Genomic DNA, 19,970 nt, shown 5'->3' with positions numbered 1-19,970 from the left:
ATCAAACGATATGGCGTAGAAGGCGGGCAGGGCACTGGCGGTCAGCGCATGCCCTTTGCACGGGCCACCGAAGCCGACGGTTTCCTGTTCGTCTCGGGACAGACCCCGATGAAAGACGGTGAAGTGATCGACGGCGGCATCGTCGCGCAATCGCACCAGGCGATTCAGAACATGATCGCAATTCTCACGGAAGCCGGTTACGGCACTGAGCACGTGATGCGTATCGGTGTATGGCTCGACGATCCGCGCGACTTCGCGTCGTTCAACAAGGTCTTCAAGGAATACTTCGGCGATCATCCGCCCGCGCGCGCCTGCGTGGTGTCGAGCATGGTCATCGACTGCAAGGTCGAAGTGGACTGCGTGGCGTATAAGAAACCTGCCGCCTGACGGCGGTTGCGACGGTTCCTGCCCGCCCCCAAAGGCCGACACCCAGTGTCGGTCTTTTTTTATGCCGCGCGTGTGTTCGTCGAGTATCCGTTGCGGCAGACACGTCGGTGACGGTTCCGCAAAGTCTGCGGTTCGCCTTCGATGGCGACGTCGGTGGCCGGCCTGCACGATGGCGTCTCCCATTCAACGAGGAGGCGGCTTGTGAGAACAGAATCGATTTCGATGGGGACGGTGCCGCGGGTTGCCGTCTTGCCGTTGCGCAGCGATTTGGGTGACGCTGGCGAGGAATTATTCAACATCGAGGCACTAACGGCACCGGACGACATGCGCTCGCACACCCGCGCATCGCAGCGCTCGGTGGCTGAGCGTAATCGGTCGGCCTGGGTCAACGCGTGCACGGCCATCGCGTTCACCACGTTCGGTCTGACGAGCTTGGCGGCGACCGTGTACCTCACGCTTTTCGATGCTGACCTTAACGTCAGGCCGCTGGCCGGGACTGACGACTACTTTCGCTATGGGGCGGGCGTGGGGATGACCACGGTGTCGATGATTCTGATCGGCATCGGCGTGAAGCATGCCCGTGGATACGCACGTGCCCGTCGGGGCGAGTCGGTGGCGCCGTCGATTCGGCCAATACCCCCAGTCAACATCGACATGGAGATCGGTGCCCGTGACCGCATTTGATTTCGAGAGCCAACTTGGGCCGACTTCCAGAAGCCTTGCCTCCCAGATCGACGCCGCGCTCGAGGCGGTTCGCGAAGGCGAGCCGCAGGAGGTGGATGCAGACCTTCCTCGCCCTGGGGAGTGGGATGCCGCACAGTGCGACGCCGTGTATCGATGTGGCTATGGTGCTTTTGAGCGGGGTGATTTTTTGCATGCCATCGAGTGCTTCGCGCCGCTGTTGTCGGCGTGTCCGATGGCGCCCGATTATGCGGTTGCCCTTGGGCTGGCGCTTTGTCGCGCGGGAGAGGCGGAAGTCGCACTGCCGATTTTCATTGCGGCAGCGATGATGGACGAGACCGCCCCCGGGCCGATGTATCGCGTGGGGGAGTGTCTGCTCAGACTGAGTTGCTGGGGGCCGGCGATCCACGCGTTGAAGGAGACACTCGTGCGTTGCGACGATCAGCCGCAACATGCACGAGTGGCCAGCACTGCGCAGAAGCATCTGACAGCGCTGGGCTACCCGCCTTGAATTACCGCCGCAGTTACTGACGCGCGGTGCGCGCGTTGTCCGGCATCGGCAACGTGAAGTTGGTGCGGAACGGGTTGATGTCGAGCCCGCCGCGCCGCGTGTAGCGCGCGTACACGGCCAACTGGCTCGGCTTGCATTGCCGCATGATGTCCATGAAGATGCCCTCGACGCATTGCTCGTGAAAGCCGGTGTGGCGGCGATACGAGATCACGTATTTGAGCAAACCTTCCTGGTCGATCGGCGCACCGATGTAGCGAATCTGCAAGCTGCCCCAGTCGGGTTGTCCGGTCACCGGGCAGTTCGACTTGAGCAGATTCGAGACCAGCGTTTCTTCAACGTGCGGCTCGCCGTGTGCGGCTTTGAGCAAGCTGGCGTCGGGCGCGTAGATATCGGTGTCGATGTCGAGGCGGTCGACGAGCAAGCCGTCGAGTTCGTCGAGTTCGAGCTTGCCGAAGCCACCCGGCTCGACCAGCTTCACTTGCACCGACACGCCCGCCGCTTCCGAGAGATCTTGCTGAATCAGTGCGCGTGCCGCGTCGGCATTCGCCAGTTTGGTTTGCGCGAACGAGCCCAAGTAAAGCTTGAACGACTTCGATTCGATGATGTTCGGCGAGTCGGCGGGCACGATGGCCGTGAGCAGCGCGATCTGCGGCTTGCCCTTCTCGTTGAGCCACGAGAGTTCGTAGCCGTTCCAGATGTCGGCACCGAAGAAGGGCAGGGTGTCCGGCACGCCGATGGCCGCACGCGCGGGGGCGCGGGCAATCGGAAACAGCAGCGACGGCTCGTATTGCTCGGTGTAGGCAACTTCTTTGCCCAGCGGAGATTGGTCAGGCGTTGTCATGATTTGCGATGCCACTGATGACGTGACCGGTCGGGGTAACCCGTGCGGCAGACTCGCAGTGGCGTGTCTGATCGTCGAAAAAGAAATCGGGCTCGAACTCGCGCAGGAATGCGCCTTTGTCCAGCCCGCCCAAAAACATGGCCTCGTCGATGTCGATTTTCCAATCCATCAACGTGCGGATGGCGCGCTCGTGCGCCGGGGCGGAGCGCGCGGTCACGAGTGCCGTGCGAATTTTCACCGGCACTTCTTGCCCGGCCAGCGCTTGCAAGCGGTGCAGCGCCAACAGCAGCGGCTTGAACGGGCCCGGCGGCAGCGGCGTGGCGGCGCGTTCGGTTTCGTGCTGCTGAAACGCATCGAGACCGTTGCGCTGGAAAACGCGCTCGGCCTCGTCGGAGAACAGCACCGCGTCGCCATCGAACGCGATGCGAATTTCGTCGGGATGCAGTTCCGCCTTCTTGGCCGAGTCGGGGTACACGCGCGCGGCCGGGAACCCCGCCGTCAGTGCGCTGCGCACGTCGTTCTCGTTGGCCGAGAGGAAGAGGTGTGCGCCCAGTGCATTGAGATACCCGAACGGATCGCGTCCGCGCGTGAACACACCGCGCTCGATTTTCAACTCGACTTGCTTGGCTGAGCGAAAGACGCGCAGTCCGCTTACGGGATCGTTGCGCGAGAGCACCACGACTTCCACGCGATGTTCGTCGCCTCGGTTGAACGCGAGCAGTTTCTGCACCAGCGGGAAGGCCACGCCGACACGCGCGGGTACGTCGAGCCGGTCGAGCTGGTACTGCATGTACGACTGGTCGTCGCCGCTCGCCACGCCGGTCTCATAGACGCGGTTCTCCTCCTCGAAGTCGAACAGCGCGCGCGAAGAGATCGCAACGACGAGCTTGTTTTCGAGCGTAATCGGCATGGCGGCGGACGGTTTCCTGTCGGTTTTTGGGTGGCGGTTGTCGTTGGCTATATGAGGCGGCAGCTTACCCGAGGAACAGCTTGTACACGGGGTTGTCGCTTTCGTCCCAGTAAGGATAGCCGAGCGTGGCGAGGAAGTCGCGGAACGCCCCCTTGTCTTCGTCCGGCACCTGCATGCCCACGAGGATATTGCTGTAGTCCGCCCCCTGATTCCGGTAATGGAACAGGCTGATGTTCCAATTCGGGCTCATCGCCGAGAGGAACTTCATCAGCGCGCCCGGACGCTCGGGGAATTCGAAGCGGTACAGCACTTCATGGCTCGCCAGCGCGGAACGGCCGCCGACCATGTACCGGATGTGCTGCTTCGAGAGTTCGTCGTTGGACAAGTCGAGCGTCGGGAAGCCATGGCGCTCGAAGCCTGCCTTGATGCGCGCCCCTTCGTCGCGGTTATGCATCTGGATACCCACGAAGATGTGGGCGCTGGACGCTTCGCTAATTCGGTAGTTGAACTCGGTCACATTGCGGCTGCCCACCACTTCGGTGAAGCGCTTGAAGCTGCCGCGGGCTTCCGGAATGGTCACGGCGAACACCGCTTCGCGGGCTTCACCGACTTCGGCACGCTCTGCCACGAAGCGCAGGCGGTCGAAGTTCATGTTCGCGCCCGAGGTGATCGCCACGAGCGTCTCGGCCTTGAGCTTTTCGCGCTCGGCGTAGAGCTTGGCACCGGCCACCGAGAGCGCGCCCGACGGTTCGAGCACGCTGCGGGTGTCTTGGAAGACGTCTTTGATCGCTGCGCACAGCTGGTCGGTGTCGACGCGTACGACTTCGTCGAGATATTTTTGGCACAGGCGGAAGGTTTCTGCGCCGACGTATTTCACGGCGGTGCCGTCGGCGAAGAGGCCCACGTCGTTGAGCAACACGCGCTCGCCTGCGTGAATCGACTGTGCCATGGCGTCGGAGTCGACGGATTGCACGCCGATCACTTTGATGTCGGGACGCACGGCTTTGACGTACGCGGCGACGCCTGCGGCCAGACCGCCGCCGCCGATCGGCACGAAGATGGCATGCAGCGGGCCTTGGTGCTGACGCAAAATTTCCATGCCGATGGTGCCCTGACCGGCGATGACTTCGGGGTCGTCGAACGGCGGCACGAAGGTCAGGCCACGTTCTTCCTGCAAGGTCATGGCGTGCGCGTAGGCGTCGCTGTAGGAGTCGCCCGCGAGTACGACTTCGACGGCACGTCCGCCGTGGGTGCGCACGGCGTCGATCTTCACTTGCGGGGTGGTCACGGGCATGACGATGACGGCCTTGCAGCCCAGACGCGCGGCGGAGTACGCCACGCCTTGCGCGTGGTTACCGGCCGAGGCGGTCAGTACGCCGCGCTCGCGCTCAGCCTCGCTCAGGCTCGCCATCTTGTTGTACGCGCCCCGAATCTTGAAGGAGAACACCGATTGGTTGTCTTCGCGCTTCAAGTAAATTCGATTGTGCAGCCGCATGGAGAGCGTGCGCGCCAATTCGAGTTCGCTTTCCTTGGCGACGTCGTAGACTTTTGCGGTGAGGATCTTCTTCAGATATTCGGGAGCTGCGTCGGACATGATTTAAGGCTTCTTCAGGTTAGGCACATCAGGAACAAAAGGACAATGATAGACCAGCCCTTCCGCCGGGGCGGTCGCGCTTGGTCTCTCGGGAAAAAACGGGAAAGGGGAGTGCGCGCCCTAGCGAAGGTCGTCTGGGGTGTCGATGTCGCGCACGATTCCGGCGTCGTCGACATCGACGATCGTAATGTGCTCGCTAATCAACAACTCGCGCGCGCCGGCGTCGCCATCGAGGGCGGCCAGGTGTGAGGTATAGGCGGAACCGAAGGCGACCGGATGGCCGCGCTGTCCCTGATAACTCGGGGCGACAATCGCTTCGGGCGAGGTGAGCCCGTTGGCGATAGCGCGAATGGTATGGGGATTGATGTAGGGCATGTCGGCCAATGCGACAAGCCAGCCATCGAGGTCTTCAAGCCCGGGCGGCGGCGCTTCGTCGGTACCGGAGCGGATGCCCGCGGCGAGCGTCGCACCCATGCCGCGCTTGGTCGCGTGGCTCATGACGACTTCGCAACCCGCCTGCAACAGCACGTTCTCCAACTCGGCCGAGTCCGGTCGCACCACCGCGATCACGCGCGGCAATACCGCCAGCAGCGCATGGGCGCTGGCGAGGGCAACGGGTCGGTTCAAGGGATCGCCGGGCAGCGGCGCGAGCAGCTTGTTCCGGCGCCCAGCCGCATCGAAGCGGGTACCGAGTCCGCCTGCCAGTAAAATGGCCACGGGCGGCGTCGAAGGTCGGGTCATGGGCATGCATTATGCGCCAGACTTTTTGTTTACGCCAAACGCGGGAACGCACGCGTGCCCCGCCCGTTGTGCGACAGACACCGACCGGACGGTCGGTTTTCCTTGGTTTGGTTTCGTTTTTTGCTATCGCCGGAGTTGCATGGAGTCGTTCATTTCCTGGCTGCTAGGGGCGCTTGCGCTTCCCGGCGTTGGCCTGCCTGCCGTCTTTCTGATCGCGTTTCTGTCGGCCACATTGCTGCCGATGGGCTCGGAACCCGCGCTGTTCGGCTATGTGGCGCTGAATCCGCACATGTTCTGGCCCGCGATCATCGTCGCGAGCATCGGCAATACCGCCGGCGGCATGGTCGATTGGTGGATGGGGTTCGCCGCGCGGCGCGGCTATGTGCGGCTCAAGGCGCGCAGACGTGCGCATGCGCGCGCTGCGGCCGTGGCTGGCGGGGGAACGGTGAGCGTCGAAGGGATGGCCGACGCCAACGCTACCAAGCAAGGCAGCACCAAAGCGCCGATGAACGAGCGATATCACCGCTGGATGCGCCGCTTCGGACCGCCGTTGCTGCTGCTCTCTTGGCTGCCCGTGGTCGGCGACCCGCTTTGCACCCTCGCCGGATGGCTCCGGCTTTCATGGCGCGAATGCCTCGTCTACATCGCCATCGGCAAGACGCTGCGCTACCTCTTCATCACCTACCTGATGCTTCGCGTGCCCGAGTCGTTCTGGCAAGGGATCTTCGCGCCGTTCAAACATCTACTGATCGGCTAACTATGTCAGCGGGCCGTGTAGGCCTGAAACGGCGGACCCCCCCCGGGGTTCTGCCGATGCCCCAGAGCCCGGACCGGGGCCCCTTTTCGGGGCTCAGACATAAACCCAACTCGCACCAAAAAGGGGCCCCGGTCCGGCCTCTCATCCTTCAGGCTTTCTCAGGACCCTTCCGGTCCTCCTTTCTGGCAATCGCAGCGTACGGAAGTGTCGCGCTAATCCCGTCATAGCCCTGCCTTTGATCTGCGCTGCAACCCTCGGCTGTCTCCGTCACGCTTGTGGCGATGTGGCGAGCGTGCCTAAAAATCGAAAATCAATCTTTGCAGTACCACTTCCCCGGGGCTCCCAAGTAAGACCTCGTCGATCGTTGCCGCGCGATCTGATAAGGCATGGTGAGTCGATGAACCTGTCGTGGGCGAAGCGCAGTCAATTTGCCAAAGCGCAGGAGACTTTTCAACGCTCGAAGAATCTTGATAAATCTTACCGATCTCATCGTCACGATAATTATTCGATAACTTGGGTGCGAAAAACGAAAAATAAAAATGAGAATCAGCCCATATAAAAAATATATTTGTATGAATATATTGTTTTGACCCTGTGTGGTCTGGGGGTGTTGATTGTCGTGTCGAAGTTTCTACTCTGAATTTTCTTGTTCAGCGAGTTGGAAGAATTGAGGCGGGCAATCGTTCAATATCCGTGGGAAAGAAAATGGAGGCATTGAGATGGAAGAGATCTTGAATTTGGACGAGAAAGTGCTTGAGCAGTTCGCTGAGTTTTTGGAGGAGAATTCGGTGGATTCAAAATCATCCGCTGCTCTATCTGTTGCGCATAATTCAAATAACGTAAACGCATAATCGCGTTTCCTTGTGGCGGCGGCGATTAACGGTCGTCGCCACTTCCCCAGTTAGCGCGTAAAAAGACGGTGTCCAAATATGGGCTCGGATATTTTATTTTTTTTGGCCAGTTCCGCATTTAGCACCGTATCGTTGCACTGTGTCAGATTCGGTTTGTCGTGGCTCGTGATGCGCGAGACTGGCTCCGCTATCGCATTTGCATCGATTTTCGGTGTGTCGAGTTTGGTCGAAGTGTATTCCAAGCCGCTGTTAGCGCCGATGGCGGACTATTTTGACCGTCTGACGATCTATCGGATTTGTATCTGCCTGGCTTCAGTGATCATGTTCGGCCTAATGTTGGCGGTCGTTCTATTTCCATTCTCGATTACGATCCTTACAGGATTACTTGTTGGTCTGAGTCTTATTGCGGGGCTTCGTGATCCCACTGCCGCCGGACTAATCCCTTCACTGGTCGAGGCAAATCGTCTGACTGCAGCTCAGTCGCTTGGTGCAAGCACCAGTGCTGTCGTTGGCCTTTGCGCGCCAATGTTGGGTGCTTTTCTATTGGCCGTCGGTGGGGTGTCGGCGGCGCTCGGCGCCGCAGCCGTTGCCTGTGCCACAGGCCTGCTGACGAGTTTCGGTATCCGTGTACGGAGATCCGACTTCGAGAATGTCCCCAGACCGTGGGCGTCGTACGCAAAAACATGGCACTTACGCACGACCGACGGTATTCGTGCGGTCGTTTTCGCACGCTCGGAACGGATGACGGCCACTGCCATCGCACTTACAAACGCCGGTCTTTTTCCATTTTTACGGTCGCGCTTCCGATATGGGTGAATGAAGGACTTGGCGCTTCTGCCAGCACGATGGCAGTGATTGAAATGGCGTTCGGTGTAGGAATTCTCTGTGGAGGGGCTGTGTTTGTCCGTTACCTAAATAACCTGATCGGGCGCTTCATAGCTCTTATTTCCGGTAATGGTCTTCTGGGTATCGGACTATTTTCTTCCGCATTTAGTAGTGATATTTACCTAATATCGATGTGGTTTTTCATTGGTGGTGCTGGTTTCGCAATTTTCAACATAAATGCAAGTACTTTGCGGGCGGCCGCCACACCGTCGGAGTTTCGTTCTCGAATGGCTGCTGGTGTTGCATTTCTATCTTCTTGTTTAAATCCACTGGCGACACAAGGTGTTGGATTTGCGATTGATGATTTGGGTATTGTGAGCGGGGTCGAAATCTGTGGGGTGCTAATAATTTTATCGACTTTTTTACTGATTAGAAATTCAGACGCCAAGTCGCTGTTGTCGAGGTCGGACGAAGATATCGTTGGAGTATATAGGGAGTTATATCCACGGGCATTTGGTAAGTAAGGGGGGCGATAAAATGATCGGTGATAAATTAATTCGATTAAGTTCTAGTCTCAGAACGCGACGCGTTGAAGAGTCTCTGGCAATCGCAGAATCGTTGGCGATGAGCCGTGGCGTAAGTCGTGTGGTGGATATAACCTGGCTTGACCGTATTGGAATTCCCGTATATTCGTCCATTCGTCCAGATGGAGTAAAGGGAACACTTTGTGTCCATGCAGGGAAAGGATTTACGCATGCAGAGGCCAAGATCGGTGCCTACATGGAGGCGATTGAGTTTAGTTTTGCCACTCCTGGCCGGAACATCGCAAACTGGTTCTTATGCAAACCTTCAGAAATCCTAGAGTCATTCCAAGGAGGTATTAGTTTTCCAGATTTTTGTCCTCGCGTGGGCTGCCGAATTGAACATGGAGATGACATTGCCGTCGTGGTCGGTGAGGAGATTATGAGTAATCTTGGACGTGTCCTCATTCCGGCAGAGTTGGTCTACCTTCCATTTTTAGAAAATACAGGCGTCAAACTGTATGGCTCAAGTACTAACGGCTTGGCTTCAGGGAATTCGTTAGATGAAGCAACTGTGCACGGTCTCGCGGAAGTCATGGAGCGTCACGTGCGGTCGTTTGATGTAGTTCAAGATAGATCTGTTTTAGTCGACCTAGCCGACGCGCCTGAAAAAATAAAAGCATTGGCCGAGAAAATTGAAAGTTCTGGGTTGAGGTGCTACTTACGATATAGCCCAAATGGATTTGGGCTTCCGTACTTCACGGGCTATGTACTTGAGCCCGATGAGCATAATCCGATTGCTGTTGCATCGGGTTTTGGTCTCCACCCCATCGCAGAAATTGCAGGCGTGCGAGCGCTGGCGGAGGCGGTGCAAGGACGGCTCAGCCATATTCACGGCGGCAGGGACGACATTATCAGGCGCGTGAATATCGGTGCCACGCTTGGTCGAGACATGGAGTTAGAACTCATTCGAAATTTGAGAAATATTGCGTCAAATAAAGTAAGGACAACTAAATTTTTAAGCGTGCCGAATTTCGAAGTGGAGAGTGTTATGCAGACTCTCAAATGTCTTTGTCAGGGGCTGGCTCGTGAGGGGATTGGTCATGTCGTACGAGTGACGTTGACTGATTCCTCCTACCCATTTCAAGTTGTCAAGATCGTCGTGCCCGGTGCCGAAATGCACGACGTGGAATTCCCAAGGATAGGGCCGCGTCTCGCAAATTTCTTCAGAGGGTCAAAGGAGTCTTAATGTGGCTAAAACCATTGAAATCTTCGCTGGACCTTCTCTATTTGGTACTGGATTGAGTACTAAGACTACGAATGAGGTCTCCTGGCGGCCTCCAGCTCGCCGCGGTGACATTGAGCATATTGTGAGCACCCACGAATCGCCCGGCATCATCGGGTTGGTCGACGGAACATTCCACTCATATCCGTCGGTGGGACATGTCGAGCTAAGAGAGGCGCTTGAAGCCGGCTGGCGTATCTACGGCTTGTGTTCGATCGGGGCAATTCGCGCGAGCGAGATGGTCCATATGGGGATGATCCCGTGGGGAAACGTGGCTGCAATGTTCTGTCACCAGCACGACCTTGCCGACGATGAGGTTGCTTTGGTGCACGGTACGGAAGCACCTTACTTGCCACTATCCGAACCTATGTTGCATCTTCGAGAATTTTGTAGGCAGGCGGAAGGCGAAAAGCTATTAACCGGAGAGCAAGTCGAAAAAATTCTAAATTCACTCAAGGAAAGATGGTACGGCGATAGAACAATTGATGCTCTTAGATTTCTCCTGTCGAAATATTGCGGTGACGGAGAAATTCTAAATCGGTTGTTGTTTTTTTCTGAAAACTTCAAGCCATATCAGTTGAAGCAAGCAGATTTGGTAGATTTTTTAGTTGCGCAGCCCTGGATGTCCATGGAAGACAATGCGTAATTGCTGCCTGCTGACTTTAGGTGGTCTGCCAATGATAGATGATGATGTCAGCCTATCTAGTTTGGTGACTTTGACATGCGAAATTCGCAGGCGGATGCGAGTGTTTAAATATCCTCTATCAAAATATCTGCTGCCAGGAATAGCCGCGGATTGTTATAGCCGGGTGCGCGCAAACGGCGCGAGTGATAACGAATCCGTTGAGCTAAACGATGATGAAATGGTGGTGGTCCAGAGCGCGTGCAAAGATATTGTATCCATCGTTCCAGAGTGGCGTTTGGCATTCGCTATTCCGCTGTGTTGGCGACGGCTCACCATCGACATATTAAGCTCAAGTAACCCACTCATTCCTCAGCATATATTTCTAGGGAAGAGTGCTTTGGAAAGCCCGCGATTGAGCGAATATATTGTCCATGAAATCTCGCATATCTGGGTCGGAATGTTTGCCGAGATAACGCCGCTCGCAGATCCCGATGAGCCAATTCACGTGTTGCCGTCCGGTACGTCAGGGAAGGATACGCGTCAAGTGATGTACGCATTGACGTTCGCGGTTACAGCTGTCCGATTTTATCGTGCGAGAGTCAACCGCGAAATTAACAATGCCGATGACGATAGTCGTCTGCAATATCTCGAGCGATACGCGCTGGGTTGCCTTGATATTGCTGAAAGCAGTGGCAAGCTAACACCCGACGGCGTAGCTGCTGTCGCTTCCTGTCGGCGTTACTTATTTTCTTCGGGTTGAAAATATGGCCAGAATTAAGATCCCGCCTCAACTTGGAAGCTTGGTTGAAGGGAGAAAGCACATTGATATTTCAGCTTCAAATATTCGCGATGTATTTTTAACTATTGATGAACTGTTTCCGATGGTCCGTTCGCAGATTTTCGATGCTAACGGTAAGGTTCGTGATTTTGTGGGTTTATTTGTTGAAGGCGTTCAGATTCGTGAAATTTCGGATGAAAATCAGACAGTAAGTGAAGACGGGGAAATTTTGATTGTGATTGCCGTTGCAGGGGGGTAATAACATGAGTATTCTCACATCGGAAAAGAAATTCTACGATCGACATTTCAAGTTGCCAGGGTTTAACGAGACGGTGCAGGAACGGCTCCGGTCTTCTAGTGTTTTAGTTTTAGGTGTTGGCGGGCTTGGTTGTCCGGCAGCACTTTACTTGGCTGGCGCAGGAGTTGGCAGAATCACTTTATGCGACGCAGATGAAGTATCGGAAACAAATCTTCATCGTCAAACGTTGTTCGACATAGCGTCTATTGGGAAAAAGAAAGTGACCATCGCCGCTGACAGGCTGCGAGCGCTCAATCCGTACATCTGCATTGACACGATTTGCCGGGAAGCAGATGTGCAGTTGCTGACACAGGTAATCCCCCGCTTCGACGTCGTGATCGACTGCACCGACAACTTTGATGCCAAGTATGCAATCAACGACGTTGCCGCAGACGTTGGCGTACCACTGATCTACGGCACAATTTTTCAGTTCGCGGGGCAGGTTTCAGTATTTCACTATCCGACGGAAGCCCATCCCAGCGGGTTTTCCTATCGAGATCTACATCCAGATGCCCCTCCATCCGCTTTCGCCCAAAGCTGTGGGGAAGCGGGGGTCATGGGCGTACTTCCGGGCGTTATCGGCACACTTCAGGCGAATGAAGCGATCAAAGTCATCACAGGTCTTGGGGAAACGTTAGCGGGATATTTGCTAACGTTTGACGCGCTGAGTGCGACGACGCAAAGACTGAAGCTCGCCAAACGAGAAAACAACGATACGGCGCTAGGGGCACACCACATGATCGAATACGGTGAATTGCTTGATCGCATGCGCTCGAGCTCTTCTCCCGTATTGATTGACGTTCGTGAACACAGCGAGAGGCAAATCTGCTCTATCGGCGGTGAGCATATCCCACTGGCAACGCTGCCCCAGCACCTAAAGGCACTACCTATCGACCGAGACATTGTCGTCTACTGCAAATCAGGCGCGCGTTCGGCAAAAGCAGCCCTCTATCTACGCAGCGTGATGAATGGGACGAAGGTGTTTCATCTGAACGGTGGAATCGATGGTTGCACGGTGGAAACTGCCGGACCAGGATGTGTGCCATGCGCGCCTGCGGACACCCATGACTGATCCGGCGGTTAAATTGCGGCAAGGAGGCTAACCGCCTCGGCGGTTGACTCCGACTTACGCCGTCGTTAAATCGAACGGCAATGCACGCAAGCGCTTACCCGTGACGGCGAAGATGGCATTGGCATACGCCGGGGCCAATGGCGGCAAGCCCGGCTCGCCCATCCCCGTCGGCGCATCGCCCGAACTCACGATGTGCACACCAATCGCTGGCATGTCAGTCAAGCGCGCCACCATGTACTGATGGAAGTTGCTCTGCTCAACCTGACCATCCTTCAACGTAATCGCCGCGCCCGGTAACGTCGTGCCCAATCCCATCAACGCCGCACCCTCAACCTGCGCCGCTACCGTCAACGGATTGACCGCGAAGTTGCAATGCACACCCGCCGTCGCACTCACCAAACGCGGTGTGCCATTCTTCACTTCCGCAACCACCACGTACGCGACCACGGAGTCGAACGATTCGTGCACCGCTACGCCCCACGCCTGACCCGCTGGGAGCTTTGTTTTGCCGTAGCCGGAACGCTCCACCGCCAACGCCAACGCCGCACGGTGACGCGGATGCTTGTCGCCCATCAACGCATATCGGTAATCGACGGGGTCCTTTCCGGCATTTTTTGCCAACTCGTCAATCAAGGTCTCCATCACGTACGCGGTGTGGGTGTTGCCCACGGAACGCCACCACAACACCGGCACATTGACCTGCGGACTATGCAGCGTTAACCGCAACGGCACCGCGTACGGTGTGCCCGCCACACCTTCCACACTCGTGCTGTCGACACCGTTCTTCACCATCATCTTCTCGAACGGCGTGCCCTGAAGAATCGACTGGCCCACGATGGTGTGATTCCACGCCAACACGTTGCCCTTCGCATCAAGTCCAATCTCGGCACGATGCACGTACATCGGACGGTAGTAGCCGCCATGGATGTCGTCTTCCCGACTCCAAATCACCTTGACCGGCTCGCGATGGCCCGCACGCTTCCATGCCTTCGCGACCTGCGCCGCTTCGACGCCATAGTCGGACGTCGGCACCGCACGTCGGCCAAAGCCGCCGCCCGCCATCAAGGTGTGCAGCTTGACCTGCTCGGGCTTGAGATCGAGTGTGTGGGCGATGGCCGCTTGATCGACCGTTTGGAACTGCGTTCCGGTCCAGACTTCGGCACCCTTGTCGCTCAACTGCAAGGTGCAGTTCAACGGCTCCATCGGCGCATGCGCGAGATACGGGAAGCTGTATTCGGCCACCAACGTCTTCGGCGCACCCTTGAGCTTCGAGACGTCCGCATCGATCGCCACGACGCCCGGGGTCTTCGCCAGTTCTTTGTACTTGGCGAGTTGTGCCGTCGTGTCGACATGCTCGACACCCGTCGTGTCCCACGTCGCATTCAACGCATCGCGGCCGGTCTTTGCCTGCCAGTAGCCGTCGGCAATCACGGCGACGGCGGTGCCGCCACGGTCGTCGGGAATCTCGAGCACGTCGCGCACGCCCTTGACCGCTTTCGCTGCCTTGGCGTCGAACGTCTTTACCTTCGCGCCGAAAACTGGCGGGCGTGCAACCACGGCCACTTTCAGGTTCGGCAGCTTGAAGTCCATACCGTACATCGGCGTGCCCGTGGACTTCGCCCGCGCATCGAGTCGGCCGGTCGGCTTGCCCAGCAAGCGGAAGGTCGACGGATCTTTGAGCTTGACGTCGGCCGGTACCGGCATCGTCTGCGCCTTCGCGGCGAGGCTGCCGAACGTCGCGCGCTGGCCCTTGGGGCCAATGACCGCGCCGTTTTCGGTGCGCAGGTCGGCAGGCGAAACCTTCCATTGCTGCGCGGCGGCCGCAATCAACATGGCACGGGCCGATGCACCAATGCGGCGGTATTGCAGCCAAGAATGCGCCACCGACCCGGAACCGCCGGTCATCTGGATGCCGAACAACGGGTCTTTGTAGACGTCGGCCGCCGGGGCCAACTCGCTGCGCACTTTGCCCCAGTCGCAGTCGAGCTCTTCGGCGACGAGCATCGGCAGTGCGGTCTGCACGCCCTGACCGAAGTCGAGGCGGTTGACCTGAATGGTGACGGTGTCGTCCGGCGCGATGCGCACGAACGCGGACGGCACGACCGGTGTGGGCGCCGGTCCTTCGGCATTGGCCACACGTACCGCGCCGGGCCATGACATCTCAAGCATCAGGCCGCCCGCGGCGACGGCGGAAGTTTTCAGAAACGCACGGCGGGACACGCCGGCGTAGTCGCCGATGCTCACACCAGGACGTAAGGGCAAACGCAATCCGTTGAAACGAAGTTCACGCATGGCAGTGTCTCCTCGCCTCAGGCCAGCGACGCGGCAGCGTCTTTGATCGCCGCACGAATGCGCGCATAGGTGCCGCAACGGCAGATGTTGCCCGCCATGGCCGCATCGATCTGCTCGTCGTTAGGCTGTTTGTTGTCGCGTAGCAGGGCAGCGGCAGACATGATCTGGCCGCTCTGGCAGTAACCGCACTGGGGAACGTCGTGCTTGACCCACGCGTCCTGCACCGCTTTGCCGACGGCGTCGGTGCCGACCGCTTCGATGGTCGTGACCTTCTTGCCTGCAACAGATGAGACCGGGGTGATGCAGCTACGAATCGGCGCGCCGTCGAGATGCACGGTGCAAGCGCCGCACAACGCCATCCCGCACCCGAACTTGGTGCCGGTCATCGAGAGCGCATCGCGCAGGGTCCACAACAGGGGAGTGGCAGGGTCGACATCGACCTGCACGGGACGGCCGTTCAGTTGAAACGAGACCATAAGACACCTCTTGGCGGGTGAATGATTGGGGGATCGCGCCAACATACTCCTGTTCCAAGAAATTTTCAGCCCACGATTGCCGCTAAGTCGTTGTATTCAAACGGATATAGCGGTCCGTTTTAGCGGAAATCGGGTTTTCGGCCGGGCTTGGCCGATTCGCGGCGAGTTCGTTGCGGGGCCGACGTGTTGCGGTGCAATGAAGTACAATTCGGCCTACATTCCCCTACCAACACTTTCCCAAGCCGGAAGAAAGATCTGGGCATGCGCATTTACTGCCACACCCCTCAGTGCTTCTGCTCGATGACCGAACAAAATTCGGCATCGACGTCTTCGCACGGCAGTCGTCGATCTCGCTGATCGTCCTTGCCGGCCCGCGCGCACCCGTCGCCAGCGGCCGGTAATTCCAAGCGCATACCCGATTTTGACTTTCGGCGCGTCCCGCGAGACGAACGCCGACGGCGGATGCACCGCCGCATTGACGAGCCCGACAAGATGAACGCACCCTTGCCCGCCTTCGAGCCGCACGACGCAAAACATGCCGTAGCCGCCCAACCCCCGCGTCTGCGCGAAATTCCCTACAACTACACTTCGTTCTCGGATCGCGAGATCGTCATTCGTTTGTTGGGCGCCGACGCCTGGAACATCCTCGACGAACTCCGCGCAGAGCGCCGCACCGGCCGCTCGGCCCGCATGCTCTACGAAGTGCTCGGCGACATCTGGGTGGTGCGCCGCAATCCGTATCTTCAGGACGACCTGCTCGACAACCCGAAGCGCCGCAAGCTGCTCATCGACGCACTGAATCACCGTCTGACGGAAATTGACAAGCGTCGCCGCGCCGATGTGGCCGAGCACGCCGACACGCATGGCCGCGAACGCGCCGCCCGCGTGGAGCAACTGGAAGTGGCCGCGCGCCGCGCCGTTGCCGATTTCGCCGGTGAATTCGAGAAGATGGCGGAACTGCGCCGCCGCGCAAAGAAGGTGCTGGGCCGCACCACCGCCCACGACAACATCAAGTTCGACGGCCTGTCGCGCGTCTCGCACGTGACGGACGCCACCGACTGGCGCGTGGAATACCCGTTCGTCGTGCTCACGCCCGACACGGAAGCCGAAATGGCTTCGCTCGTGAAGGGCTGCTTCGAACTGGGGCTCACCGTCATCCCGCGTGGGGGCGGCACGGGCTACACGGGCGGCGCGATTCCGCTCACGCCGTTCTCGGCTGTCATCAATACCGAAAAGCTGGAACAACTCGACGAAGTCGAATACTCGGACCTGCCGGGTGTCGACAAGCCGGTGCCGACGATTTTCTCGGGCGCCGGTGTGGTCACGCGCCGCGTGGCAGAAGCCGCCGAGCGCGCCGGGCTGGTGTTCGCAGTGGACCCGACGTCGATCGACGCGTCGTGCATCGGCGGTAACGTCGCGATGAATGCCGGTGGCAAGAAGGCTGTGTTGTGGGGCACCGCGCTCGACAACCTCGCGTGGTGGCGCATGGTCGACCCGCAAGGTAACTGGCTCGAAGTCACGCGCCTCGATCACAACCTCGGCAAGATTCACGACATTCCGGTCGCCCGCTTCGAACTGAAATGGTTCGACGGCAATCAGGCCCCGGGCGCGGTGCTGCTCAAAACCGAATTGCTCGATATCGAAGGCAAGCGCTTCCGTAAGGAGGGCCTCGGCAAGGACGTGACGGACAAGTTCCTCGCAGGCCTGCCCGGCATTCAGAAGGAAGGCTGCGACGGGCTGATTACGAGCGCGCGCTGGATTCTGCACAAGATGCCGGCGCACACGCGCACGGTGTGTCTGGAGTTCTTCGGCCAAGCGAAGGAAGCGATTCCGAGCATTGTCGAAATCAAGGACTACATGTTCGCGCAGACGGCTGCGGGCGGCGCCATTCTGGCCGGTCTGGAGCATCTGGACGAACGCTATCTGCGCGCCGTGGGCTACGCCACGAAGTCGAAGCGCAACGCGTTCCCGAAGATGGTGCTGATCGGCGATATCGTCGGCGACGACGACACCGCTGTGGCACAAGCCACCTCGGAAGTGATTCGCATGGCCAACGGCAAGAGCGGCGAAGGCTTTGTCGCTGTCTCGGCCGAAGCCCGCAAGAAGTTCTGGCTCGACCGTTCGCGTACGGCCGCCATCGCGCGCCACACCAACGCCTTCAAGATCAATGAAGACGTGGTGATTCCGCTGCCGCGCATGGGCGAGTACACGGACCACATCGAGCGCATCAACATCGAGCTCTCGCTCAAGAACAAGCTGCAACTGGTCGACGCCCTCGAAAAGTTCTTCGAAGCGGGCAATCTGCCGCTGGGCAAGACCGATGACGCGAACGAGATTCCGTCGGCGGAACTGCTCGAAGACCGCGTGCAGACCGCGCTCACGCTGCTGCGCGACGTGCGCGCACGCTGGGTGTTCCTGCGCGACAACTTCGAACTGTCGCTGAACGACGCGATTCCGCTGCTCAATCGTCACGGTATTCGCGACATGAACGTCGCGCTGAACGATCGGCTGAACAAGCATCCGGACACGCGCCTGATCGACCTGCTGCAAGACCGCACGGTGCGCGTGTCGTGGAAGCAGGAGATTCGCGCCGAACTGCGCCAGATTTTCTCGGGCGGGGAATTCAAGCCGATTCTCGACGAAGCACAAGCGATCCATAAGCGCGTGCTGCACGGCCGTGTGTTCGTCGCGCTGCACATGCACGCGGGCGACGGCAACGTGCACACGAATATCCCGGTCAACTCGGATAACTACGAGATGCTCCAGGATGCGCACAAGGCTGTGGCGCGCATCATGGATATCGCGCGCTCGCTCGACGGCGTGATCTCGGGCGAACACGGTATCGGGATCACCAAGCTCGAATTCCTGACGGAAGAAGAGATCGGCGAGTTCCGCGCGTACAAGCTGCGCGTCGATCCGGAAGGGCGCTTCAACAAGGGCAAGCTGCTGAACCTGCCCGAGCTGCCCGCGGATCTGCGCAATGCCTACACGCCCAGCTTCGGGCTGATGGGTTTCGAATCGCTGATCATGCAGCAGTCGGATATCGGTGCAATTGCCGACAGTGTGAAAGACTGCCTGCGCTGCGGTAAGTGCAAGCCGGTGTGTGCAACGCACGTGCCGCGCGCAAACCTGCTGTACAGCCCGCGCAATAAGATTCTCGCCACTTCGCTGCTCATCGAAGCGTTCCTGTACGAAGAGCAGACGCGCCGCGGCGTGTCGATCAAGCACTGGGACGAGTTCAACGACGTGGCCGATCACTGCACGGTCTGCCACAAGTGCGCGACCCCGTGCCCGGTGAAGATCGACTTCGGCGACGTGACGATGAACATGCGCAATCTGCTGCGCAAGATGGGGAAGAAGAAATTCAACCCGGGTGCTGCGGCAGGCATGTTCTTCCTGAACGCGACGAACCCTGAGACGATCAATATCACCCGCAAGGTGATGATCGACTGGGGCTACAAGGCACAGCGCTTCGGTGCGGACATCTTCAAGAAAATCGCGAAGAAGCAGATGGCGCACCCGCCGGCCACGGTCGGCAAGCCGCCACTGCGCGAAGAGGTGATCCACTTCGTGAACAAGAAGATGCCGGGCAACCTGCCGAAGAAGACGGCGCGCGCGTTGCTCGATATCGAAGACAACAAGGTGGTGCCGATCATTCGCGACCCGAAGGCGACGTCGGTCGACTCGGAAGCGGTGTTCTATTTCCCGGGCTGCGGCTCGGAGCGCCTGTTCTCGCAAGTGGGCCTCGCCACGCAAGCCATGCTCTGGCACGTGGGCGTGCAAACGGTGCTGCCGCCGGGCTATCTGTGCTGCGGTTACCCGCAACGCGGCTCGGGTCAGGGCGAGAAGGCCGAGAAGATCGTCACGGATAACCGTGTGCTGTTCCACCGCGTGGCCAATACGCTGAACTATCTCGATATCAAGACCGTCGTGGTGTCGTGCGGGACTTGCTACGATCAGCTCGCCGGTTACGAATTCGAGAAGATCTTCCCGGGCTGCCGCATCGTCGACATCCACGAGTATCTGCTCGAGAAGGGTGTGAAGCTCGAAGGGGTGGGCGGTACGCGCTACATGTATCACGACCCGTGCCACACGCCGATCAAGACGATGGACCCGGTCAAGCTCGTGAACCAGTTGATGGGCACCGAGAACGACGGCTACAAGATCGAGAAGAACGATCGCTGCTGCGGCGAATCGGGTACGCTGGCGGTCACGCGCCCGGATATCTCGACGCAAATCCGCTTCCGCAAGGAAGAAGAGATGCGCAAGGGTGCAGCCAAGCTGCGCGCCGACGGCAAGGTCGAGGAAGTGAAGATCCTCACTAGCTGCCCGTCGTGCCTGCAAGGCCTGTCGCGCTATAACGAAGACGCTGACGTCACCGCCGATTACATCGTCGTGGAAATCGCGAAGCATGTGCTCGGCGACCAGTGGATGGCCGACTACGTCAAAGATGCGAACAACGGCGGTATCGAACGCGTGCTGGTCTGATGCTTCTCTCGTGGACGCGGCCGATGCCTGACCGACG

The 19,970-nt window shown here is 58.7% G+C and carries 18 protein-coding genes; 12 read left to right on the top strand and 6 right to left on the bottom strand.

The features are described from left to right. The 3 genes from ACPWR9_RS00830 (at window position 1) to ACPWR9_RS00820 (ending at window position 1,579) form a co-directional block, all read left to right on the top strand. Window positions 1-387 carry a RidA family protein gene (locus ACPWR9_RS00830; protein WP_044457733.1) on the top strand — a complete coding sequence of 129 codons (387 nt, stop codon included), beginning with the start codon at window positions 1-3 and terminating at the stop codon, window positions 385-387. A gap of 201 nt (window positions 388-588) precedes the next feature. After that, window positions 589-1,071 carry a hypothetical protein gene (locus ACPWR9_RS00825; RefSeq protein WP_426312359.1) on the top strand — a complete coding sequence of 161 codons (483 nt, stop codon included), beginning with the start codon at window positions 589-591 and terminating at the stop codon, window positions 1,069-1,071. Next, a complete protein-coding gene (locus ACPWR9_RS00820; protein WP_426312358.1) occupies window positions 1,058-1,579 on the top strand; it encodes a hypothetical protein in 522 nt (173 codons plus the stop codon). The genes ACPWR9_RS00825 and ACPWR9_RS00820 overlap by 14 nt, the downstream gene beginning before the upstream one ends. A 13-nt stretch (window positions 1,580-1,592) precedes the next feature. On the opposite strand, the gene queF is transcribed toward ACPWR9_RS00820, so the two are convergent. The 4 genes from queF to ACPWR9_RS00800 form a co-directional block, all read right to left on the bottom strand. After that, window positions 1,593-2,420, bottom strand: coding sequence for an NADPH-dependent 7-cyano-7-deazaguanine reductase QueF (queF, locus tag ACPWR9_RS00815; RefSeq protein ID WP_426312356.1), 828 nt, complete (start codon window positions 2,418-2,420; stop codon window positions 1,593-1,595). After that, window positions 2,407-3,330, bottom strand: coding sequence for a 5'-nucleotidase (locus tag ACPWR9_RS00810; protein WP_150680191.1), 924 nt, complete (start codon window positions 3,328-3,330; stop codon window positions 2,407-2,409). The genes queF and ACPWR9_RS00810 overlap by 14 nt, the downstream gene beginning before the upstream one ends. A 64-nt stretch (window positions 3,331-3,394) precedes the next feature. Beyond that, complete coding sequence (ilvA, locus tag ACPWR9_RS00805; RefSeq protein ID WP_150680192.1) at window positions 3,395-4,924, bottom strand: threonine ammonia-lyase, biosynthetic; 1,530 nt, start codon at window positions 4,922-4,924, stop codon at window positions 3,395-3,397. 120 nt (window positions 4,925-5,044) lie between these two features. Beyond that, on the bottom strand, window positions 5,045-5,665 hold the full coding sequence (locus tag ACPWR9_RS00800; protein WP_426312355.1) for a nucleotidyltransferase family protein: 621 nt from the start codon (window positions 5,663-5,665) through the stop codon (window positions 5,045-5,047). A gap of 139 nt (window positions 5,666-5,804) precedes the next feature. On the opposite strand from ACPWR9_RS00800, the gene ACPWR9_RS00795 reads away from it, so the two are divergent. The 8 genes from ACPWR9_RS00795 to ACPWR9_RS00760 all read left to right on the top strand — a co-directional run bounded on the left by ACPWR9_RS00795 (window position 5,805) and on the right by ACPWR9_RS00760 (window position 12,677). Beyond that, window positions 5,805-6,422 (top strand): YqaA family protein, encoded by a 618-nt coding sequence (locus ACPWR9_RS00795; protein WP_426312353.1) that lies wholly within the window; start codon window positions 5,805-5,807, stop codon window positions 6,420-6,422. A gap of 929 nt (window positions 6,423-7,351) precedes the next feature. Then, window positions 7,352-8,089 (top strand): MFS transporter, encoded by a 738-nt coding sequence (locus tag ACPWR9_RS00790; protein ID WP_426312351.1) that lies wholly within the window; start codon window positions 7,352-7,354, stop codon window positions 8,087-8,089. Beyond that, entirely contained in the window at window positions 8,086-8,622 is a 537-nt protein-coding gene (locus ACPWR9_RS00785; protein WP_426312350.1) for a hypothetical protein, read from the top strand. The genes ACPWR9_RS00790 and ACPWR9_RS00785 overlap by 4 nt, the downstream gene beginning before the upstream one ends. A gap of 13 nt (window positions 8,623-8,635) precedes the next feature. Further along, entirely contained in the window at window positions 8,636-9,868 is a 1,233-nt protein-coding gene (locus ACPWR9_RS00780) for a YcaO-like family protein (protein ID WP_426312349.1), read from the top strand. Window position 9,869: 1 nt separating this feature from the next. Then, window positions 9,870-10,550, top strand: coding sequence for a TfuA-like protein (locus tag ACPWR9_RS00775; RefSeq protein ID WP_426312347.1), 681 nt, complete (start codon window positions 9,870-9,872; stop codon window positions 10,548-10,550). A gap of 31 nt (window positions 10,551-10,581) precedes the next feature. Then, entirely contained in the window at window positions 10,582-11,289 is a 708-nt protein-coding gene (locus ACPWR9_RS00770) for a hypothetical protein (RefSeq protein ID WP_426312346.1), read from the top strand. Between the two features lie 4 nt (window positions 11,290-11,293). Then, on the top strand, window positions 11,294-11,566 hold the full coding sequence (locus ACPWR9_RS00765; protein ID WP_426312344.1) for a hypothetical protein: 273 nt from the start codon (window positions 11,294-11,296) through the stop codon (window positions 11,564-11,566). Between the two features lie 4 nt (window positions 11,567-11,570). Further along, on the top strand, window positions 11,571-12,677 hold the full coding sequence (locus ACPWR9_RS00760; protein ID WP_426312342.1) for a ThiF family adenylyltransferase: 1,107 nt from the start codon (window positions 11,571-11,573) through the stop codon (window positions 12,675-12,677). A 54-nt stretch (window positions 12,678-12,731) separates the two neighbouring features. On the opposite strand, the gene ACPWR9_RS00755 is transcribed toward ACPWR9_RS00760, so the two are convergent. Both ACPWR9_RS00755 and ACPWR9_RS00750 read right to left on the bottom strand, forming a co-directional pair. Then, on the bottom strand, window positions 12,732-14,846 hold the full coding sequence (locus tag ACPWR9_RS00755; protein WP_426312851.1) for a molybdopterin cofactor-binding domain-containing protein: 2,115 nt from the start codon (window positions 14,844-14,846) through the stop codon (window positions 12,732-12,734). 140 nt (window positions 14,847-14,986) lie between these two features. Next, window positions 14,987-15,445 (bottom strand): (2Fe-2S)-binding protein, encoded by a 459-nt coding sequence (locus tag ACPWR9_RS00750; protein ID WP_426312340.1) that lies wholly within the window; start codon window positions 15,443-15,445, stop codon window positions 14,987-14,989. Between the two features lie 492 nt (window positions 15,446-15,937). Between ACPWR9_RS00750 and ACPWR9_RS00745 the strand changes: the two genes are divergently transcribed. Then, window positions 15,938-19,933 carry a DUF3683 domain-containing protein gene (locus ACPWR9_RS00745; protein WP_426312338.1) on the top strand — a complete coding sequence of 1,332 codons (3,996 nt, stop codon included), beginning with the start codon at window positions 15,938-15,940 and terminating at the stop codon, window positions 19,931-19,933. Window positions 19,934-19,970 lie beyond the last annotated feature (37 nt).

Origin of the sequence: Pandoraea pneumonica, from assembly GCF_049918595.1 — a bacterium.
In the GTDB taxonomy this organism is placed as follows: Bacteria; Pseudomonadota; Gammaproteobacteria; order Burkholderiales; family Burkholderiaceae; genus Pandoraea; species Pandoraea pneumonica_A.
This window is presented reverse-complemented; position numbering and strand designations above follow the sequence as displayed.

Coding starts and splice junctions, on each gene's coding strand:
- ACPWR9_RS00770 (WP_426312346.1), top strand. CDS start 10,582: ATGATAGATGATGATGTCAGCCTATCTAGTTTGGTGACTTTGACATGC.
- ACPWR9_RS00790 (WP_426312351.1), top strand. CDS start 7,352: ATGGGCTCGGATATTTTATTTTTTTTGGCCAGTTCCGCATTTAGCACC.
- ACPWR9_RS00780 (WP_426312349.1), top strand. CDS start 8,636: ATGATCGGTGATAAATTAATTCGATTAAGTTCTAGTCTCAGAACGCGA.
- ACPWR9_RS00795 (WP_426312353.1), top strand. CDS start 5,805: ATGGAGTCGTTCATTTCCTGGCTGCTAGGGGCGCTTGCGCTTCCCGGC.
- ACPWR9_RS00765 (WP_426312344.1), top strand. CDS start 11,294: ATGGCCAGAATTAAGATCCCGCCTCAACTTGGAAGCTTGGTTGAAGGG.
- ACPWR9_RS00810 (WP_150680191.1), bottom strand. CDS start 3,330: ATGCCGATTACGCTCGAAAACAAGCTCGTCGTTGCGATCTCTTCGCGC.
- ilvA (WP_150680192.1), bottom strand. CDS start 4,924: ATGTCCGACGCAGCTCCCGAATATCTGAAGAAGATCCTCACCGCAAAA.
- ACPWR9_RS00760 (WP_426312342.1), top strand. CDS start 11,571: ATGAGTATTCTCACATCGGAAAAGAAATTCTACGATCGACATTTCAAG.
- ACPWR9_RS00745 (WP_426312338.1), top strand. CDS start 15,938: ATGAACGCACCCTTGCCCGCCTTCGAGCCGCACGACGCAAAACATGCC.
- ACPWR9_RS00750 (WP_426312340.1), bottom strand. CDS start 15,445: ATGGTCTCGTTTCAACTGAACGGCCGTCCCGTGCAGGTCGATGTCGAC.
- queF (WP_426312356.1), bottom strand. CDS start 2,420: ATGACAACGCCTGACCAATCTCCGCTGGGCAAAGAAGTTGCCTACACC.
- ACPWR9_RS00755 (WP_426312851.1), bottom strand. CDS start 14,846: ATGCTTGAGATGTCATGGCCCGGCGCGGTACGTGTGGCCAATGCCGAA.
- ACPWR9_RS00800 (WP_426312355.1), bottom strand. CDS start 5,665: ATGACCCGACCTTCGACGCCGCCCGTGGCCATTTTACTGGCAGGCGGA.